Genomic DNA, 18,903 nt, shown 5'->3' with positions numbered 1-18,903 from the left:
GCTTGACAGGCTTGGTTGGCCAGTTGGCTGTGGTTTGGGCATGAATTGGGGCGCTGGCCCAAGCCAATACTGCGCACCCAGCTATCAGTTTCAGAGTATCTCGACGCATGACCTTGCCTCAACGCGCGAAGTGGGGGGGGATCTGCGCGTCGACGTTTACCCAAACGCTCTTGACCTGGGTGTACTCGCGCATGGCATCAAAGCCCATCTCTCGCCCGTAGCCGCTCTGGCCCACGCCACCGAAGGGCGAGCCGGGGTTGACGCGCTTGTAGCTGTTGATCCAGACCATGCCGGCGTGCAAGTCGCGCGCTACCTTGTGGGCGCGCTGGAGGTTGTTGGTCCACAGGCCGCTGCCCAGGCCGTAGTCGGTGCCATCGGCGATCTGCAGGGCTTCTTCGTCGTTCTTGAAGGTGAGCACGGTGACGAAGGGGCCGAAGACTTCTTCCTGCGCCACCCGGTCACGGAAGCTCTGGGCGTGCACCACGGTCGGTTGCACATAGCAGCCGCCCGCCAGCTCGCCGCCAGGACCGGCGCCGCCGGCCAGCACCTTGCCGCCTTCGCCCTTGGCCACTTCCACGTAGCTGAGCACGCGGTCGCGGTGGTCGGCGCTGGTCAGCGGGCCCATTTCGGTGGCGTCGTCCAGCGGGTTGCCCAGCTTGATGGAACGGGCCAGTGGCAGGAACTTGTCCAGGAACTGGTCGGCGATCTTCTCGTGCAGCATCAGGCGCGAACCGGCAATGCAGGCCTGACCTTGGTTGTGGAAGATGGCCCAGGCGCTGCCGTTGACGGCGGCGTCGAGGTTGGCGTCTTCAAAGACGATGTTCGGGCCCTTACCGCCCAGCTCCAGCTGGATCTTCTTCAGGTTGCCGGCGCTGGCCTGCACGATGCGGCGCCCGGTCGCGGTGCTGCCAGTGAAGGCGATCTTGGCGATGTCCGGGTGCTCGGCGATGTACTGCCCGGCGACGCTACCCAGACCGGGCACCATGTTGACCACGCCCTCCGGGATGCCGGCTTCGGCCATCAGCTCGGCGATCTTGAGTGAGGACAGCGGCGTGATCTCGGCCGGCTTCATCACGATGCAGTTGCCGGCCGCCAGCGCGGGCGCCATCTTCCAGCTGGTGAACATGAGCGGGAAGTTCCACGGCACCACCTGCCCGACGATGCCCACCGGCTCGCGCAGTGTGTAGTTCAGGAAGCCGGCTTCGACGGGAATCGTCTCGCCCTGGAACTTGTCGGCCATGCCGCCGAAGTAGCGGAAGCACGCGGCCGTGCGGGGCACGTCCAGACGGCGCGAATCGCGCACCGGATGGCCGGTGTCCAGCGACTCCAGACGCGCCAGCTCCTCGGTGTTGGCTTCGATCAGCTCGGCCAGGCGCAGCAGGATGCGGCCACGGTCGGCGGCGGCCATGCGGCTCCAGGCGGGGAAGGCGCGCTTGGCGGCGGCCACGGCTTTGTCCACGTCAGCCTTGCCGGCCAGGGCGACTTGCGTGATGACGCTGTTGTCGTGCGGGTTGAGCGTGGCCAGTGTCTCGCCCGATTCGGCATCGACAAAGCGTCCGTTGATGAAAAGCTGGTTGCGGATGGGCGTGTTCAACCCCACCGCGGCCTGGATGTCCGCGAGATTCATGATCGATCCTGAAAAAAGGGAGAGCGGTGCGCCGCGCGGCGCACCGGACGGGGGCTTAGAAGCTCACCGGGATTTCCGGGCTTTCGCCCTTCTGGATCTCGTAGACCAGGCTGGGCGAGCCGTTTTCCCAGACCAGCAGCATCGAACGCTTGGGGCTGAAGCCCTGGTGGCGGCAGTAGGCGGGCATGGCGGCCATGTCGCCGGCCTTCATGATCACGCGCGCCATCGGCTTGCCGGTGTTCTTGTCGCCGCAGTCCCAGTGGATCTCGTCCGTCATCTGGAAGAACCACTCGACGCGGTCGTTGCCGTGGATGATCGGCAGGATGTGCTCTTCCGTCGTCGGGCACATGTAGCTGTGCTTGACGACCGAGGTGAAGCTCGGGTTCCAGGTGACCTGCGAGCGGCTCAGGAACCCGAACAGGTTGAAGGCGTGGACTTCGTTCTCGAAGCCCGGCTCGGGGTGCAGCTCGGGCTGGTCCTGCTGCACATCCAGGAAGGCGCGGTTGACGGGCGCGCCGCGCTGGTCGCTGCGCAGGTCCAGGTCGCCCTTCAGACCAACGCAGCGCTTGGCCAGCTCGCGTGCACGGGTGATCTTCTCGGTGCTGTTGCCGTTCTTTCGGCCGTAGGGCGAGCCGGTCTCCTGCGGGGCCGAGAACGGGTCAAAGGTGCTGTTGGTCCAGTCGTCCAGCATCGCTTCAAACACTTCGCGGATCTGGTCGGTGGGGAAGTTCTCGAGCATGTCGACGCCCGCTTCCTTCATGGTGCCGTTGAAGCTGCCGGCGTACATGTCGACCGACTTGTAGTGGTTGACGGTGCCGATGACGTTGTCGAAGTTAACCCAGCCGTAGAAGAAGCCCCAGGCCACGTCGCGCATCAGGGCGCGCAGGTAGTTGCCGACGTCCAGGGTGTGGCTCATCGGGCGGCCGTCGCGCGTCGTCCAGGTGATGTGGGCGAAGTATTCGTCGCGGCGGAAGCCAAAGCTGCCCAGCTGGAACTGCTGGTAGCCCAGGTTGTCGGTGGAGGCGTTCGCCATCGTGCGGGCGAGTTCGGCGGGTGCGTTCATGGTGTGTCTCCTGGCGATTCGGTGAGGTGTTTTGAGGTGCTGAGGGACGGCGATCACTGCGTCTGGCAGATTTCGGCCCATTTCTCGACCGAGAGATCGCCCTTGCAGGTCTGCATAATCAACACGCCTGGGTCACCGGCCACGCGAAACTGGTAGGCGGTGTTCTTGGGCAGCATGCCTTGGTGACCGCGGGTGAGCTTCATCCAGCCCATCTTCTTGCCTTGCGGTTCGCCTTCCAGCAGCACGGCGCCGTTCTTTTCGGTGTCGGCAACGGCCTGCTCGGCGTCCAGTTGCACCAGATGGATTTCTACCGTGCCATCCATCACCAGGGCAAATTCGTCGTGGGCGCAGGTGAACCAGGGCGAGGCGCCTTCGGCCCGCAGGGTTTCGAGCACGTAGATCTGGTTCTGGCCGAACACGACCTTTTCGTAGGGCTGGCTCTTGCTGGCGATGTCGAAGCAGTTCGACATGGCGTAGTGCTTGACGTCGTCGTCGATCGGCTCGACGCGGCCCTTCTCAAAGTCCTTCAGGGAGCCGAAGCGAGTCTGGTAGGTGGCGGTCATGGGTGTCTCCGTTGGTTTCGTCGTCACAGCCTGTGGGCTGCATGGAGCGAAATTTAGGTGAGACCCACGTACTTGGGTAGGCATCGTCTGCGGACCGCATTGTTCGGCAAATCCGTCTAATCACCAGGGTTTTCCCTGGGTGGCTGCGCATCTGCCGGAGGGCTCGGTCAGAGCCAGTTCAGGCGTCGGTCACCAGCATTTCCGGCAGGATGGCACGTTGGATCAACTGGGCATCCCACGGGGTGACGCGACCAAACGCGCCTGTGATGTGCTCGATGAACAGGCGCAGCTTGAACGCGTTGCGTGAGGTGCCTGCGTACACCGCGTTGAGCGAGAACGCGGACAACAGATGTTCGGCCAGCACCACCTGCAGCTCGCCGCGCAGGATGGCTTCACCCGCCACCAGCGTGGGCAGGCACACGATCCCCGCGTGTTCCAGCGCATATTCGCGCAGCAGGTGCACGCTGTTGGTGAGCAGCGCGGGGTTCATGTAGAGCGTGACCTCTTTGCCCTGGTGGTGGAAGGTCCAGCGGTCGCGCGAGGGATAGCCGGAGTACAGGCCCAGTTTGAAACCGTGCAGGTCGCGCGGGGTTCTGGGTGTGCCGTTTTCCTCCAGAAAGCGAGGCGTGGCGCAGAACACGCGACGCACCGGAAACAGGGGCCGCGAGACCAGTTCGGTGGACGCCGCGGGAAAGATCTGCAGCGCGCAGTCGACACCTGCCTTGACCGGATCGACCACCGCGTCGCTCACAATCAGTTCGAGCCGGATGTCCGGGTAGCTGGCCTGGAATTGGCGCAACAGTGCCGCGAAGTGGCCCAGCACGAAGCCGGTGAGGGCATGCACGCGCAACACGCCGGAAGGGCCGGTCTGCGCGTCGCGCATCTGGTCCATCACCGCGTTGGCGCGCCCAACCAGCGCAGCACACTCGCGCCAGAAGGCCTGACCCACGTCGCTGAGGCGAACAACGCGCGTGCTGCGGTGAAACAGCGGGGCGCCGACGTAGTCCTCGAGCTGCTTGATGCGGCTGGTCACGACCGATTTGGCGACGCGCATCTGGCGGGCGGCTTCGGCAAAGCTCTGCGTTTCTGCGACGCGAACGAAGGTCTCGAGGTTCTGCAGCCGATCCATGGGGCAATTTCACAGGCACGTTGCAACGCGCCAGGATTGGACGCACGATCAGCGATTCTGGCGTGGGCGCTGCCTGCTGCCTACGGTACTAACCCAAGGTCAAGAAAACGGAGCGCGCATGCCCGACCACTATGTCTTCTTCGGCACTGACAAACCCGACCACGCTGCGGTGCGTGCCGAGCGCCGGGAATCGCACCGCAGCTACATCCGCACACGGCGCGATGGCGTGGTCGCCGTGGTTGGCGGGCCGACCTTCGGGAGCGACGGGCAAATGAACGGAACCATGCTGGTGCTGGAAGCCGGCTCGCTGGAAGCCGTTCGCGACTTCATTCAGAACGACCCGTACAGCCAGGCGGGGCTGTTTGCCCAGGTCGAGATCCGGCGCTGGCATTGGGGCCTGGGCCAGCCGGCCGACGGCTGAGGGCCCCGGGCACCTGACGCGCTACGGTGCCGTTGTGTGACGGGGCTTGCGTCAGGGCTTGGCGTCGCCAAAGTCCAGCGGCAGGCCGACGTAGTTCTCGGCGATGGTGCGCAGACCGGCCTCGGAGTGCATGAGGTAGTCCAGCTCGGCGTTCTGGAACTTGGCGGTGATCTGCTCGTCGTGCGGAAAGCGGTGCATCAGCTGCGTGAACCACCATGAGAAGCGTTCGGCACGCCAGATGCGGGCCAGGCATTTGCGCGAATAGTCGTCGATGCCGGCTTCGCTCTTGTCCTTGTAGAAATCGACCAGCGCGTCGTACAGGTACTTCACGTCGGTGGCGGCCAGGTTCAGCCCCTTGGCGCCGGTGGGCGGCACGATGTGACCGGCATCACCGGCCAGGAACATGCGGCCAAAGCGCAGCGGCTCGGTGACGAAACTGCGCAGCGGGGCAATGCTCTTTTCGATGCTCGGGCCTGTCACCAGCGTCTCGCGGGCTTCCTCGTCGAGGCGGAGCTTGAGCTCCTGCCAGAACGCGTCGTCGCTCCATTCCTCGACCTTGTCGGTCAGCGGCACCTGCAGGTAATAGCGGCTGCGCGTCATGCTGCGCTGGCTGCACAGGGCAAAGCCACGCGGGCTGTTGACGTAGATGAGTTCATCGCACACCGGGGGCGTGTCCGACAGCAGGCCGAGCCAGCCGAAAGGGTAGACCTTTTCGTATTCGCGGATGGCCGAGCGCGGCGCGCTGGCGCGGCACACGCCGTGAAAGCCATCGCAGCCGGCAATGAAGTCGCAATCGATGCGGTGCTCCACGCCGTCCTTCTCGTAGGTGACGTACGGCTTGGCCGTGTCGAAGCCGTGCACGGCGGTGTTCTTGGCTTCGTAAATCGTGGGCAGCCCGGCGGCGGCGCGCGCTTCCATCAAATCGCGCGTCAGCTCGGTCTGGCCGTAGACCATGACGTTCTTGCCGCCGCTGTACTTGTTCAGATCGACGCGGTGGCGCTGGCCGCCGTACAGCATCTCGATGCCGCCGTGCACCAGGCCCTCCCTGTGCATGCGTTGCCCCACGCCGGCCTCGTCCATCAGGTCGATGCAGACCTGCTCCAGGATGCCGGCGCGGATGCGGCCGAGCACGTATTCACCCGACACGCGCTCGACGATCACGGCGTCGATGCCCGCCTTGTGCAGCAGTTGGCCGAGCAGCAGGCCGGACGGGCCAGCGCCAACGATGGCGACCTGGGTGCGGGTGGTGGACATGAAAAAGTCTCCTGGCGATGGGGGTGTTGGCTCGGATCGAGATCAACCATGGAGCTTACGGAGCCCGGCCGTCTGGCTCCAGAGGCCGCCGACGTGCGTTGCGCGATGATCGGCTAGGTTGTGCGATCATCGCGCAACATGACGCAGATCACGCACGCCGACACGATTGCCGGCCTGGTCAAGGGCTTGGCGGTGCTGGAAAGCTTCGACACCGAGCGCCAGCGCCTGAACGCCACGCAGGCCGCCCAACGTGCGGGTCTGACGCGGGCGGCGGCGCGGCGCCATTTGCTCACCCTGGCGCATGTGGGCTACCTCGAAACGGACGGCAGCTTTTACTGGCTGGGTCCGCGCGCGCTCCGGCTGGCGGGCGCCTACCTCGCATCGGCGCGGCTGCCGCGGGTGATCCAGCCCACGCTCAACCGCCTGGCGGCCGAAACGCAGAACGTGTACTCCGCCGTCGTGCTGGACGGGGACGAGGTGGTCATCATCGCGCGCAGCGCGGGCCTGGCCGGGCCGTCGACACGGCTGCTGGCCTACGGCATGCACCTGGGCGCGCGCCTGCCGGCGCATGCCACGTCGACCGGGCGCGTGTTGCTGGCCGCGCTGCCGCCGGCCGAACGCACGGCCTGGCTGGCTGGCCGCCCCCTGCCGCGCCTGACGCCGCGCACCACAACCGAACCCGACGCCTTTCTTGCCTTGCTGGACGCGGTGGCGCACGACGACCACTGCGTGGCCAGCGAGGAACACGAGTTGGGCGTGCTGGCCGTGGCGGTGCCGCTGCGCAACGCCCAGGGCCGCACCGTGGCGGCGCTGAACGTGATCGTCCCGCCCGACCGCGCCAGCCCCCAACTGCTGGCGGCCGAGCAGTTGCCTCGGCTGCAGACGGCAGCGCGGGGTTTGCGGGAAATGCTATGAATAATAGAGCTATCAGCGCAGGCGGTTGTTGCGCTCAAGGCCAAAAATGCTCTGAGTTGATCGACCGTTGATCTGATTCGTTCGCGCCCAGGGTCGGCGTCATAGTTTGACGACTGATGTGTCATTTTCCTGATAGACCCCCAGGGTATGATGTTTCGCGCCGTCGGCATGGGGCCGGTGCGCAGAACCTGAACGAGTACCGAGGGAGATTTGGCAGATATGACAATCAGAATGACGGTGGTCGCCACCGGTGTGGTGGCCCTTTGGCTGGCTGGCTGCAGCGCCACGGGGGGCAGTGGAAGCGGTGTGTCGGCCGACGGCAAGGTAGGTGCCGTGCTGGACATGGCCAAGGCCGTGACGGTGTCCGAAGACGAACTGAAGAACGCGTCGCTGCAGCTTCGCGCGGCAGAAGACAAGCAGGCGCGCGTGGCCCCGCCCAAGAACAAATACGCCCAGCGCCTGGAGCGCTTGACGCGCAAGCATCAGAACGAAGACGGCATGACCCTGAACTACAAGGTCTACCTGAGCCCGCAGGTGAACGCCAACGCGACGCCCGATGGTTCGATCCGCGTCTACAGCGGCCTGATGGACCTGATGAACGACCAGGAAATGCTGGGCATCATCGGCCACGAAATCGGTCACGTGAAGCTGGGCCACAGCATGAGCGCCATGCGCACCGCGTACATGGCCTCGGCCGGACGCAAGGCAGCTGCCAGCTCGCGCGGCGCGGGTGGCGCGCTGGCCGCGTCGGAGTTGGGCGAAATGGGTGAGGCGCTGGTCAACAGCCAGTTCTCGCAAAGCCAGGAAACCTCGTCGGACGATTACGGCCTGGCCTTCATGAAAAAGCACGGCTACAACGTCAAGGCCATGGAATCGGCCTTCCGCAAGCTGGAAGCGCAGCGCAACGGCAAGAAAGCCAGCGCCATGGAAAACATGATGTCCACGCACCCGGATCCGGGCGCCCGCGCCGACCGCATGCGCGACATGGCTTCCAAGTAAGCTGATCGCAGGCAACCCGCCTAAACTGAAAAGCGCCCCGCGGGGCGCTTTTCTTTTGATAGCAGCTTGCGCTGGTCTGAGTAGGGCTGGCAGTCGATTTGGCTTTAAACGCCGAGGTGTTGGGTCAGCAACTGAGGCTGCTCGATCAGCGCCGCAGACGTGCCTTCAAACACCACCTCGCCCTTGACCAGGATGACATTGCGGTCGGTCACCTGGGTCACGTGCTTCCAGTTCTTGTCGACGATCACGCTGCTGATGCCGCTGTCGCGGATCACGTCGCAGATGCGCCAGATCTCGCGCGCGATCAGCGGTGCCAGGCCTTCGGTGGCTTCGTCCAGGATCAGCACGTCGGGGTTGGTCATCAGCGCGCGGCCGATGGTCAGCATCTGCTGCTCGCCGCCCGACAACTGCTGGCCTCCGTGGTTCAGGCGTTCCTTCAGGCGGGGGAAGGTTTCCAGCACCCGGTCGTAGGTCCAGTCGCGCTGGCCGCGCGTGCCGGGACGGGCGGCCATCTTCAGGTTTTCAACGACGCTCAGGTTGCCGAAGATGCCACGGCCTTCGGGCACGTAGGCCACGCCCAGCTGGGCGATTTCATACGGTGCGCGGCCCGTCATGGGTTTGCCCATCACCAGCACGCCGCCGCGGCGCGGCTTGACCAGCCCCATGATGGACTTGAGCAGGGTGCTCTTGCCCATGCCGTTGCGGCCCATCAGGCCGATGGTCTCGCCGCGGCGCACCATGAAGTTCACACCCTTGAGGATGTGGCTGGCGCCGTAGTAGCTGTGCAGGTCGATCGCGTGGATCAGCAGGTTGGGGTCGTGCCCGTGCCGCTGCGTGGGCGCGCGGTTCTGCGAGCGCGGGGCCAGCGGATCGTTCGGGTCGTCGGCCAGGTTGGCGTTGGATTGGGTGGCCATGCTCAGTGTTCCTCGCCCAGGTAGGCCGCCTGGACACCGCGGTCGGCGCGGATGGCGGCGGGCTCGCCGCTGGCAATGACGGTGCCGTTGACCATCACCGTGAGGTGGTCGGCCAGCGCGAAGATCGCGTCAATGTCGTGCTCGACGAGCATCATGGCGTGCTGGGGCTTCAGGCGCAGCAGCAACTCGACCATGCGTTCGGCCTCGGCCACGCCCATGCCGGCCAGCGGCTCGTCCAGCAGCAGCACCTGCGGGTCGGTGGCCAGCGTCATGGCGATCTCGAGCTGGCGCTGCTCGCCGTGGCTGGCGGCCCCGGCGATGAAGTGCCGGCGGGCGGTCAGGCCAGCCAGTTCCAGCGCTTTTTCGGCGCGTTCGTTGACGCTGCGGTCGCGGCTGGCGTCCTGCAGCCAGCGCACCGGGTTCCAGGGCTGCTGCGGCGCGCGCGACTGGGCGGCCAGGCGCACGTTTTCCCACACGGTGAAAGGCAGGAAGATGTTGGTCTTCTGGTAGCTGCGGCCCAGGCCGCGGCGCGAGATCTGTTCGGGCGATGACTTGGTGACGTCGTGCTCGCCCAGCAAAATCGTGCCGGACGTTGGCGGCAAGTCGCCCGAGAGCAGGTTGGTCAACGTGGATTTGCCCGCGCCGTTGGGCCCGATGACCACGTGGATGCGGTCGCGCCACAGGTCAACCGACACGTCGTTGACCGCGGCCAGGCCGCCGAAGCGCTTGGTCAGGTGGCTGGCGCGCAGCAGCACTTCACTCATGCTCGGCCTCCTTGCGGCGGCTGAACTGGCTGACCAGGCCCAGCAGGCCGCGCGGCGCGAAGACGATAACGGCGACGATGAACAGGCCCATCCACAGCTGCCAGTGCTTGCCGGTGTTGAAGCTGCCGATGGAGGGCAGGTCCTTGAACAGCTCCAGCATGAATTCGAACGCGAAGGCCCCCACGATGGCACCGGCAAAGTTGCCCATGCCACCCAGGATCACCATCATGATGGCGTGCGCGCTCATGTGGAAACCCATCAGCTCGGGGTTGACGAAGCCGGTCTGCGCGCCCCAGAGGTAACCTGCCAGACCCGCGAGCGCGCCGGCCAGCGTGAACGCCGTCAGCTTGTAGCTGAAGGTGCCGTAGCCGACGGCGCGCATGCGGTGCTCGTTGACGCGCACACCAGCCAGCGCGCGGCCGAACGGGCTCCAGAGCACACGGCGCAGGAAGGCGTACACGGCGATCAGCATGGCCAGCACGAAGTAGTAGAAGACGCGCTTGTTTTCCAGGTCGAACAGGCCGGCGTCGGGCTTGAAGTTGATGTAGACGCCGTCCGAGCCGCCCAGCTTGAGCGCGAAATCGCCAAACAGCCTCAGCTCCTTGTTGTCGAACACCAGGAAGAACAGCATCTGGGCGAACGCCATCGTCACCATGATGAAGTAGATGCCGCGCGTGCGCACCACGAAGAAGCCGATGATTAGCGCCGCCAGGCCCGATGCCAGCACGGCCACCGGCAGCGACCACCACAGGCTGATCGGCCCGTTGTCGGACGACACCAGGGCCAGCGCGTAGCCGCCCAGGCCGAAGAAGGCGGCGTGACCCAGCGACACCAGGCCGGTGACGCCCTGCAGCAGGTCGAGGCTCATCGCAAGGATGGCCAGGATCATCATCCGCGTGACCATCTGCTGGTAGAAGTCGCTGCCAACCAAGGGGAAGACCGCCAGCGCGATCAGGCCCAGCGCCAACACCACCTGCACGCTGCGCGGCAGGGTTTCCAGATGCGATTGCGCTGCACTCATGCGTCGCGACCCCATAGGTCAAAGAGGGCAACGCCGCTATCGGATCGCGCACGCGCCACGTGACGCGCTGCAGCGATGCAAGGGGACAAGCCAGGCCGGCGCCGGGCCGCTCCCAAGGCGGCCTGAGCCCCCTCGGGGGGCAGCGCACCCTGCGAAGCAGGGGAGCGTGGGGGCTGCATGTTTTTCATTGCTTGAACAGTCCTTCCGGCTTCCACAACAGGACTGCCGCCATCAACATGTAGACCAGCATGCCGGCCACGTGGGGCAACAGCACCTTGCCGAACGTGTCGACGAACCCGACCAGCAGGGCGGCGATGAGCGCACCGCGCACCGAACCAATGCCGCCGATCACCACCACGACGAAGCACATGATCAGCACCGACGAGCCCATGTTGGGGTAGACGCTGGAAATGGGCGCGGCGATCATGCCGGCCACTGAGGCCAGCGCGACACCGATGGCGAACACCACCGCGTGGATCAGCTTGATGTTGATGCCCAGCGACTCGGTCATGTCGCGGTTGAAGGCGCCTGCGCGGATTTTCATGCCCAGTCGAGTCTTGTTGATCAGCAGATACAGCCCGATGGCCAGCAGCACGCACACGCCCATCATGAACAGGCGGTACACGGGATAAGACAGCGTATCGGTCAGCGGGATCGAGCCCGACAGCAATGCGGGAATGGCCACGCCATGCACATCGTCGCCCCAAAGCAGCGAGCGCATCTCTTCAAAGATGTAGATCAGACCGAACGTGAGCAGCACCTGGTCGAGGTGGTCTCGGTGGTAGAAGTAGCGGAACAGCACGCGCTCGAGCACCAGCCCGAACACCACCGACAGCAGCGTGCCCACGATGATCGCGGCGGTGAAGCTGCCCAGATGGCTGGACAGCGAAAATGCCAGGTAGGCCCCCAGCATGTAGAAGCTGCCGTGCGCCAGGTTCACCACGCCCATGATGCCGAAGATCAAGGTCAGGCCGGCCGCCAGCATGAACAGCAGCAGGCCGTACTGCACGCTGTTGAGCGTCTGGATCAGAAAATTCGCGAAGTCCACAGGTGCGTTCCGTTGGGCCGGATCGGCCGGTCAAAAAAAACGGCGGATGCTTCCGCCGTCTTGCTGACGCGCGCGGCGATCACGCCAGCTTGCAGCCGGCCCCCGAGTCTGCCAGAGCCTTGGCGGCGACACCGAGCACCTTGTTGTCGCCTTTTTCGACCACGCGCAGGTAGATGTCCTGCACCGGGTTGTGGGCCTTGCTCATGGTCCACTTGCCGCGCGGGCTGTCGATGACGGCCGATTCCATGGCTTTGTACAGCGCCGCCTTGTTCGACATGTCGCCCTTGACGGCCGCCAGGCCTTGCACCAGCAATTGGCCGGAGTCGTAGCCTTGCACGGCGTACACGTCGGGCTGCAGCTTGAACTGCTGGGCGTAGGCGTCGCGGAACTGCTTGTTGCGCGGCGTGTCGAGCGAGTCGGCGTAGTGCAGCGTGGAGTACACGCCTTCGGCGGCGGGGCCGGCGGCCTGGATCACGCCTTCGGTCAGGAAGCCCGAGCCGTACAGCGGAATCTTGCCCTGCAGACCGGCAGCGGCGTAATCGCGCATGAATTTGGCCGCACCCGCGCCGGCGAAGAAGCAGGCAACAGCGTCGGGCTTGAGGCTGGCGATCTCGGTCAGCAGCGCCTGGAATTCGACGTTCGGGAAGGGCAGGCCGAGTTCCTTGACGATGGTGCCGCCGGCCTTGGTGTAGCTTTCCTTGAAGCCCTCGAAGGCCTCGTCACCGGCCGCGTATTTCCAGGTGATCCACACGGCCTTCTTCAGGCCCTTGTCCATCATGGGCTTGCCCAGCGCCATGGTGGGCTGGCTGTTGGTGAAGCTGGTGCGGAAGACGTTGACCGCGCACAGTCCGCGCGTGGCCGCGTGCACGCCGGCATTGGGGATGATGTTCAACACGCCGGAGTCGCGCGCCACTTTCTGGATGCCCATCTGCACGCCCGAGTGCACCGTGCCGATCAGCACGTCCACCTTGTCGCGCTGGACCAGCTTCTGCGCGTTTTCAACGCCTTTGGAGGGTTCCGATTCGTCGTCGACCTTGACCCATTCGATCTCGCGGCCACCCAACTTGCCGCCTTTTTCGGCGATGGCCATGCGCACACCGTTTTCGATGGCGACGCCCAGCTGGGCGAAGGTGCCGGTGTAGGGCAGCATGAAGCCGATCTTGATCTTGTTGCCTTGCGCGCGAACGATTTCAGGCAGCAGCAGGCCGGAGGAGCTGGCCCCGACCACGGCGGCGCTGCGAGACAGCATGAGGCGGCGGTTGAGCGCACGGGTGGTGTGGGTCATGCAAAACTCCTTTAGGTGTCAAGTAATGGCGACATTGTGGGGCAGCAGGAGGGGCTCGTATGCCCCGACTTTCCCTGAGAGCCCACGCGACTGCGTCTTCCAGTACACCTTAAATATGAATTAAAGTGCCTGTTAAGTGGCAGTATAGTGCGCAGTGTCGGGGAAAAATCTAGGGTTTACCCAAAGATTGATCCGATCAAGTCGACTGGCGGACGGTCCCTTTGGGGCCGTCACTTCCCGGAAAGGCGAAACCCCAGTCGTTGCGCTGGCCGCCAAACGGGAAAGGGTCTCGTTGGTTGGCGGGCTTGCTCGACAAAGCGGCCGCGCCGACCGTGAGCCTGCGATCTCAGGTCGCGAACATGGCCGCAAGCTGACGGCGGTCGCGGCGGTCCTTCCAGTTCCAGACCTCCCGGCCCTCCAGTGCCAGCGGACCCCAGGCAGCAATCGCGTGGCCATCGCCGCAAGCCACCGTGCGCAGGCGCGAGACGTCGAGCGGCGCTTTCCTGAAGTTGCCGCCATCCATCGCGGTGCGCAGGTTGGCCTCCAGCACCGGGCCGATCTCGGCCGGGGCGCGTGGCGGCACGATGAAGATCTGGCGGTGGCTTTCGCTCTGCAGGCGTTCATTGACTACCGGCTCGCCGGCCTCGTCGGCCTGCAGACCAGCCTGGCGCAGCCAGGTTGGCGTACCGGCTTCCAGCGCCAGCAAGGGCGCGTCGCACAGCAGTGTGGCGCCACTGGCCAATTGCACAGCCTGGCCGTCCAGACCGATGCAATGGTCCTGCAGCACGGTGATGTTCATTGCTTTCAGGCGCGCCAGCACACGGCGCTGCAGGCTGGCAGGTTGATCGGCCAGCAGCGGCGCGTCGCCCGCTACCAGCGACACCCGGCTGCCATGCGGATTGGCCAGCGCATGCGCCACCGCCATCGCCATTTCCACCCCGGCGAGGTCCTCGCCGATCACGGCGACCTGCAAGGCGCGCTGGCTGGCCAGCGATTGCAATTGCGGCCACAGCTGCACGAAAGCTTCATGCGGGTGCACGAACAAGGCGTTGCGGCGCGCGCCCGGCATCACGTCCTCGACCGCTTCACGCGACAGCGTGGGCTCGGCGTCGATGGAGAGCACGTCGTAGGGCAGCGCGTCGCCGCTGGTCAACTGGATGCGGCGACCGCCTGCGTCCAGCGAATGCACGTGTGCGGGCGCGAAGGTCACGCCACTGGCCTCTACCAGCGGGTCGAGCGCGATGCGCACGTCGTCCAGCGCATAGTCGCCCGCGACGTAGCCGGGCAGCATGGCGGAATCGATGTAGTAAGGGTGCGGCGCCACCAAGGTGACACTCATGTCGCCCGAACCTTGTCGGGCCAGTCCTTTGAGCACCTGGAGATTGGCGCGGCCTGCGCCCACCAGGACCAGGTGCTTGCGGGAGGGGTTCACGGTCATGCTGCGAGTGTATCGAGTGGGCCTGCGCCTGCTGCGACGTTTCAATCCGTTGCAGCAGGGCCCGAACGGGTAGCAGTAAATGATGGCGGGCGGCGCGGACCCGCTGCTTGTTCAGCCGACCAGCGCCTGCGCGAATTCGCGTGCGCGGAAGGTCTGCAGGTCTTCCAGCCGTTCGCCCACGCCAACAAAGTAGACCGGCACCGGCTTTTCGCGCGCGATGGCACACAGCACGCCGCCTTTGGCCGTGCCGTCCAGCTTGGTGACGATCAGGCCGGTGAGCTGCACCGAATCGTCGAACGCCTTCACTTGCGCCAGCGCGTTCTGGCCGGTGTTGCCATCGATCACCAGCAGCACCTCGTGCGGCGCGGTGATGTCGGCCTTGGTGACCACGCGGCGGATCTTGGTCAGCTCTTCCATCAGGTGTTTCTGCGTCGGCAGGCGCCCAGCGGTGTCGACCAGCACCACGTCCAGGTCGCGCGCGCGGCCGGCGGCCACGGCGTCAAAACTGACGGCGGACGGGTCGGCGCCTTGCTGGCTGACGATTTCCACCTGGTTGCGGTCGGCCCAGACGGCCAGTTGCTCGCGCGCGGCGGCGCGGAAGGTGTCGGCCGCGGCCAGCAGCACGGTAGCGCCGGCGTCCGCCAGGTGCTTGGTCAGCTTGCCGATGCTGGTCGTCTTGCCGGCGCCGTTGACGCCCGCGACCATAATCACCGTGGGGTGGTACACGCCGACCGTCAGCGGCTTTTCCAGTGGCGCCAGCATGTCGGCGATGGCGTCCTGCAGCAGCGCCTTGACCTGCGTTGCATCGGTGGCGCGCGTGTCTTTCACCCGGCGCTTCAGATCGGCCAGCAGGAATTCCGTCGCCTGCACGCCGGCGTCGGCCATCAGCAACGCGGTCTCCAGGTCTTCGTACAGCGCGTCGTCGATCTGTGCGCCGGTGAACACCGTGGTGATCGAACTGCCGGTCTTGCGCAGCCCGGTCTTCAGGCGGTCCAGCCAGCCCGAGCGGGTGGCCACGGTTGCAGCCGATACCGGCACCGCTTCCAGGTCATTTTGGCTTGCAGCGCTAGAGCCATCAGCGCGGGTAGCTCCGAAAACAGGAGCGTCGACGGTGCTGGCGGCCATGCGGGTGGGCGCGGGTTTGGCCTTGGCTGCCGCAAGAGCCGGAGCGGCCGGCGCCAGGGGCACCGGCACAGGGTCCACCGACGACAAAGCCGTGGTCGGGACGGCCACGGGCGCGGCAGCGGGGGATGCCGCCGGCGCAACGGCATCGGCAGCCGGGGATGCCAGTGCTGCGGTTTCTGCGGAGGCCGCAGCAGGAGCAATGGTTGGAGGTGGCGCTGGCGCGTCAACCGGCGCGACCTCAGGCGTTGTCTGACCCGTCTGGACCCAGCCCTCCAGTGCAGCGCCCGAACCGGCGGCCTGCGTAGGCGCCGGTACAGGCGAGGGCGCGGGGGCCCAGCCGGAGAAGCCTTGAGGTGCTGGCGCCTGAACGGCAGGAGGCGCGGGGGCGTCGGGCGAAGGCGACCATGGTGCAGCCGTCGCCGGCGGAGAGCTGGGCACAGCGGAAGACTGGGCTGGCACGGCCGGGGCAGTTGGCGACGGCGTGGCCACCGGTACTTCGGGCGCCGCGCTCGGCGCAGGCGCAGCCGCATCGACGGGGGGCGTTGCGGGGGTAGCGGGGGCCGGTTCGGCGGCCTTTTTTCGGCGGAAGAAGCTGAACATCAAGACAGATTCTAGGTGGCGACCTGTGACTGGGTGCTTGTGCTGGCGCAGGTGGCGTCGTGAACAGGCCCGTGCGGTGCACATCCGCCCGCGGTGTCCACCCGCACGGCGTGATCGCCCGGCGGGTCTTCGCCTGTCGATACTTAACGCACCACCAAAGGTTGCGCGGCGGCTGCCGTCACCGCGCCCACGACAGCAGCGTCCGCAAAGCCCTGACTGCGGAACACCGACAGCACCGCCGGCGCTGCAGCCGGCTCGCAAGCCACCAAGAGGCCGCCGCTGGTCTGCGGGTCGGTGAGCAGGGCACGCTCGGCGTCGGCAAAACCGGTGGGCAGGGCGATGTCTTGGCCGTAGGCGGCCCAGTTGCGGCCGCTGGCGCCGGTCACGGTGCCTTGCGTCGCCAAGTCGCGCGCGCCGGGCAGCAGGGGCACGGCGGCCCAGTCGATCTGCGCGGTGACGCTGGCGCCGCGCGCCAATTCAAGCGCGTGGCCGGCCAGGCCAAAGCCGGTGACGTCGGTCAGCGCGTGCACGCCGGGCAGGGCGGCCAGCGCGGTGCCGGGGGTGTTCAGGCGCGTGGTGCTGTCGATCATGCGCGCGTAGCCGTCGGTGGGCAGCTGGCCTTTTTTCAGTGCAGCGGAATAGATGCCCACGCCCAGCGGCTTGCCCAGCACCAGCACGTCGCCCGGTTGCGCGCCGCTGTTTTTCTTGATGCGGTCGGGGTGCACCAAGCCCAGCGCGACCAGGCCGTAAATGGCTTCGACCGAGTCGATGGTGTGCCCGCCCGCAATCGGAATGCCGGCGGTGCGGCACACGCTGGCGCCGCCTTCCAGGATCTTGCCGATGGTGTCCACCGACAGCACGTTGATCGGCATGCCCACCAGCGCCAGCGCCATGATCGGTTGGCCGCCCATGGCGTACACGTCGGACAGCGCGTTGGTGGCGGCGATGCGGCCGAAATCGAACGGGTCGTCGACGATGGGCATGAAAAAGTCGGTCGTAGCGACCAGGGCCTGTTCGTCGTTCAGGCGGTAGACGGCGGCGTCGTCCGAGGTCTCGATGCCCACCAGCAGTTCGGGCGGCACCGGCAGGCCGCCGGTCCCGCGCAGGATGCTGGACAGCACGCCCGGCGCGATCTTGCAGCCGCAGCCGCCGCCGTGCGACAGGCTGGTCAGGCGGGGTTCGGCGGTGGGTGCCGTGGTGGGGGCGGTTGGGTTGGCGGCGTGCGGTGTGCTCATGCACTGATTGTCGCCCAAGGGCGCATCGGCAAGTGCGCCGCGGGGGATGCGGACATAGCAAGCAAAATCAGGCGCTTGCGCTACAGCCACCTGCGCAGGCAGCTATCAAAAGAGAAGTAATTGGTCGGGCGGCGGTGACAGGCGCCAGGCGCTGCCAGCACCGCTGATGTGCGGCGTGGCCACGCGAACCCGCTGCGCAGCACCCGGCGCCTGTGCGCGCCGAACGTCTCACCCGCCTGACGCGTGCGTGACGGATGTCACGCTGGCCGACGCGGGGCGCACCGGCGCGGCATGCGCGCTGGCAGAGTGCCGCCGATTCAACGGAAGGGACCTCCTGGAGAGAAGCGCATGAACACCCAAGACATCTGGCAATTCCTGTCCACGCAAGGTGTGGATTTCGCCATCAAGCTGCTGACGGCGATCGTCGCCTGGATCATCGGCCGCTGGCTGATCAACCTGGCCGTCAACCTGATCGGCAAGGCGTTCGAGCGCGGCGGCAAGATCGACGCCACGCTGGCCAACTACCTGAAATCCATCATCGCGGTGGTGCTGAACATCGTCCTGATCCTGGCGATTCTGGACCTGTTCGGCGTGCGCACCACCTCGTTCGCGGCGTTGCTGGCGGGCGCCGGCCTGGCCATTGGTGCGGCGTGGAGCGGCATGCTGGGCAACTTCGCCGCGGGCGTGTTCATGCAGGTGCTGCGCCCCTACAAGGTGGGTGACTTCATCCAGGCCGGCGGCGTGACCGGCACGGTGAAGGAGCTGGGCCTGTTCGGCACCACCGTCGTCACGCCCGACAACGTGACCACCATCGTCGGCAACGGCAAGGTGTTTGGCGACAACATCCAGAACTACAGCGCGCTGCCGGTGCGCCGCGTGGACTGCGTGGCCAAGGTGGCCAACAGCGTCAGCCCGACCGACGCCATCGCGCGCCTGCGCCCGGTGATCGCCGCCATCCCCAACGTCGCGGCCGACCCGGCGCCCGACATCGAGATCCTCGAATTCACGCCCGAAGGCCCCAAGCTGTGCGTGCGCCCCTACACGCATACCGACCACTACTGGCAGGTTTACTTCGACACCAACAAGGCCATCGTCGACACCTTCGGCGCGGCCGGCTACCCGGTGCCGGAAACGCCCGTGGCCTACCGCCAGGCCGGCCCGGTGGCGGGCTGACGGGGCGACCGCGGCGGCGACCCCGTCCGCGCCCCTTCGGCTTGACCGACCCGCCCGCGTGGCGGGTTTTTTGTGCCCACAGGCCACCCGCCGCGCCGGTCGCGCCCTTGGCCGACAAGGCCGTGCGCCTAGGTGTCGTTTCCCAAGAGGTTGTTCACCCGAGGTGAAGCAAGATGGAGGTTCTCAAGCCAAACCGGCTGCTTCAGCACTCCCCGGATGAACACCCATAAGAATGCCTCATTGACGCCCAAAGGGAGAGCCCATTTGGTTTCTCAGATCGCCTTGATTGGCCTGATGCCGGCAGCCGAGGCTGCCGGCATCAGCACTCG

Annotated in this window: 17 protein-coding genes and 1 pseudogene; 5 read left to right on the top strand and 13 right to left on the bottom strand. The window is 66.1% G+C overall.

What is annotated here, in order from left to right; genetic code table 11:
* Positions 1 to 118 precede the first annotated feature (118 nt).
* The 4 genes from FVQ98_RS13755 to FVQ98_RS13740 form a co-directional block, all read right to left on the bottom strand.
* On the bottom strand, positions 119 to 1,582 hold the full coding sequence (locus FVQ98_RS13755; RefSeq protein WP_147914110.1) for an aldehyde dehydrogenase family protein: 1,464 nt from the start codon (positions 1,580 to 1,582) through the stop codon (positions 119 to 121).
* A 100-nt stretch (positions 1,583 to 1,682) separates the two neighbouring features.
* Positions 1,683 to 2,690, bottom strand: coding sequence for a hydroxyquinol 1,2-dioxygenase (locus tag FVQ98_RS13750; protein WP_147914027.1), 1,008 nt, complete (start codon positions 2,688 to 2,690; stop codon positions 1,683 to 1,685).
* A gap of 53 nt (positions 2,691 to 2,743) precedes the next feature.
* Positions 2,744 to 3,253, bottom strand: a complete 510-nt coding sequence (locus tag FVQ98_RS13745) for a cupin domain-containing protein (protein WP_147914026.1) — start codon at positions 3,251 to 3,253, stop codon at positions 2,744 to 2,746.
* Positions 3,254 to 3,431: 178 nt separating this feature from the next.
* Positions 3,432 to 4,382, bottom strand: a complete 951-nt coding sequence (locus FVQ98_RS13740) for a LysR family transcriptional regulator (RefSeq protein ID WP_147914025.1) — start codon at positions 4,380 to 4,382, stop codon at positions 3,432 to 3,434.
* Positions 4,383 to 4,500: 118 nt separating this feature from the next.
* Here FVQ98_RS13740 and FVQ98_RS13735 point away from each other — a divergent pair, with 118 nt between their 5' ends.
* Positions 4,501 to 4,803, top strand: a complete 303-nt coding sequence (locus FVQ98_RS13735) for a YciI family protein (RefSeq protein ID WP_147914024.1) — start codon at positions 4,501 to 4,503, stop codon at positions 4,801 to 4,803.
* 51 nt (positions 4,804 to 4,854) lie between these two features.
* On the opposite strand, the gene pobA is transcribed toward FVQ98_RS13735, so the two are convergent.
* On the bottom strand, positions 4,855 to 6,057 hold the full coding sequence (pobA, locus tag FVQ98_RS13730) for a 4-hydroxybenzoate 3-monooxygenase (protein ID WP_147914023.1): 1,203 nt from the start codon (positions 6,055 to 6,057) through the stop codon (positions 4,855 to 4,857).
* Between the two features lie 138 nt (positions 6,058 to 6,195).
* On the opposite strand from pobA, the gene FVQ98_RS13725 reads away from it, so the two are divergent.
* Together FVQ98_RS13725 and FVQ98_RS13720 are read left to right on the top strand one after the other, a co-directional pair.
* Positions 6,196 to 6,972, top strand: coding sequence for an IclR family transcriptional regulator domain-containing protein (locus FVQ98_RS13725; protein WP_147914022.1), 777 nt, complete (start codon positions 6,196 to 6,198; stop codon positions 6,970 to 6,972).
* A gap of 219 nt (positions 6,973 to 7,191) precedes the next feature.
* Positions 7,192 to 7,971: a M48 family metallopeptidase gene (locus FVQ98_RS13720; protein ID WP_255507782.1), complete on the top strand. Its 780-nt coding sequence runs from the start codon at positions 7,192 to 7,194 to the stop codon at positions 7,969 to 7,971.
* Positions 7,972 to 8,075: 104 nt separating this feature from the next.
* Here the strand turns inward: FVQ98_RS13720 and FVQ98_RS13715 are convergent, their stop codons facing one another.
* The 8 genes from FVQ98_RS13715 to selD form a co-directional block, all read right to left on the bottom strand.
* Positions 8,076 to 8,885: an ABC transporter ATP-binding protein gene (locus FVQ98_RS13715; protein ID WP_147914021.1), complete on the bottom strand. Its 810-nt coding sequence runs from the start codon at positions 8,883 to 8,885 to the stop codon at positions 8,076 to 8,078.
* Between the two features lie 2 nt (positions 8,886 to 8,887).
* The gene (locus FVQ98_RS13710) at positions 8,888 to 9,649 is read right to left on the bottom strand and encodes an ABC transporter ATP-binding protein (RefSeq protein ID WP_147914020.1); all 762 of its coding nucleotides are present in this window, start codon (positions 9,647 to 9,649) and stop codon (positions 8,888 to 8,890) included.
* The gene (locus FVQ98_RS13705; RefSeq protein ID WP_147914019.1) at positions 9,642 to 10,670 is read right to left on the bottom strand and encodes a branched-chain amino acid ABC transporter permease; all 1,029 of its coding nucleotides are present in this window, start codon (positions 10,668 to 10,670) and stop codon (positions 9,642 to 9,644) included. Before FVQ98_RS13705 ends, FVQ98_RS13710 begins: the two co-directional genes overlap by 8 nt.
* Positions 10,671 to 10,854: 184 nt before the next feature.
* A complete protein-coding gene (locus FVQ98_RS13700) occupies positions 10,855 to 11,718 on the bottom strand; it encodes a branched-chain amino acid ABC transporter permease (RefSeq protein WP_147914018.1) in 864 nt (287 codons plus the stop codon).
* 79 nt (positions 11,719 to 11,797) lie between these two features.
* Positions 11,798 to 13,003 carry an ABC transporter substrate-binding protein gene (locus tag FVQ98_RS13695; protein WP_147914017.1) on the bottom strand — a complete coding sequence of 402 codons (1,206 nt, stop codon included), beginning with the start codon at positions 13,001 to 13,003 and terminating at the stop codon, positions 11,798 to 11,800.
* Between the two features lie 346 nt (positions 13,004 to 13,349).
* Positions 13,350 to 14,441: an NAD(P)/FAD-dependent oxidoreductase gene (locus FVQ98_RS13690; RefSeq protein ID WP_147914016.1), complete on the bottom strand. Its 1,092-nt coding sequence runs from the start codon at positions 14,439 to 14,441 to the stop codon at positions 13,350 to 13,352.
* A gap of 111 nt (positions 14,442 to 14,552) precedes the next feature.
* On the bottom strand, positions 14,553 to 15,842 hold the full coding sequence (gene ftsY, locus FVQ98_RS13685) for a signal recognition particle-docking protein FtsY (RefSeq protein WP_147914108.1): 1,290 nt from the start codon (positions 15,840 to 15,842) through the stop codon (positions 14,553 to 14,555).
* 467 nt (positions 15,843 to 16,309) lie between these two features.
* Complete coding sequence (gene selD, locus FVQ98_RS13680) at positions 16,310 to 17,401, bottom strand: selenide, water dikinase SelD (RefSeq protein WP_147914015.1); 1,092 nt, start codon at positions 17,399 to 17,401, stop codon at positions 16,310 to 16,312.
* Positions 17,402 to 17,749: 348 nt separating this feature from the next.
* Between selD and FVQ98_RS13675 the strand changes: the two genes are divergently transcribed.
* Complete coding sequence (locus tag FVQ98_RS13675; RefSeq protein WP_147914014.1) at positions 17,750 to 18,574, top strand: mechanosensitive ion channel family protein; 825 nt, start codon at positions 17,750 to 17,752, stop codon at positions 18,572 to 18,574.
* 216 nt (positions 18,575 to 18,790) lie between these two features.
* Positions 18,791 to 18,903, top strand: a pseudogene (locus tag FVQ98_RS13670) (IS481 family transposase); the annotation flags it as partial.

The sequence above is a fragment of the Ottowia flava genome (assembly GCF_008017535.1).
Lineage (GTDB): Bacteria > Pseudomonadota > Gammaproteobacteria > Burkholderiales > Burkholderiaceae_C > Ottowia > Ottowia flava.
This window is presented reverse-complemented; position numbering and strand designations above follow the sequence as displayed.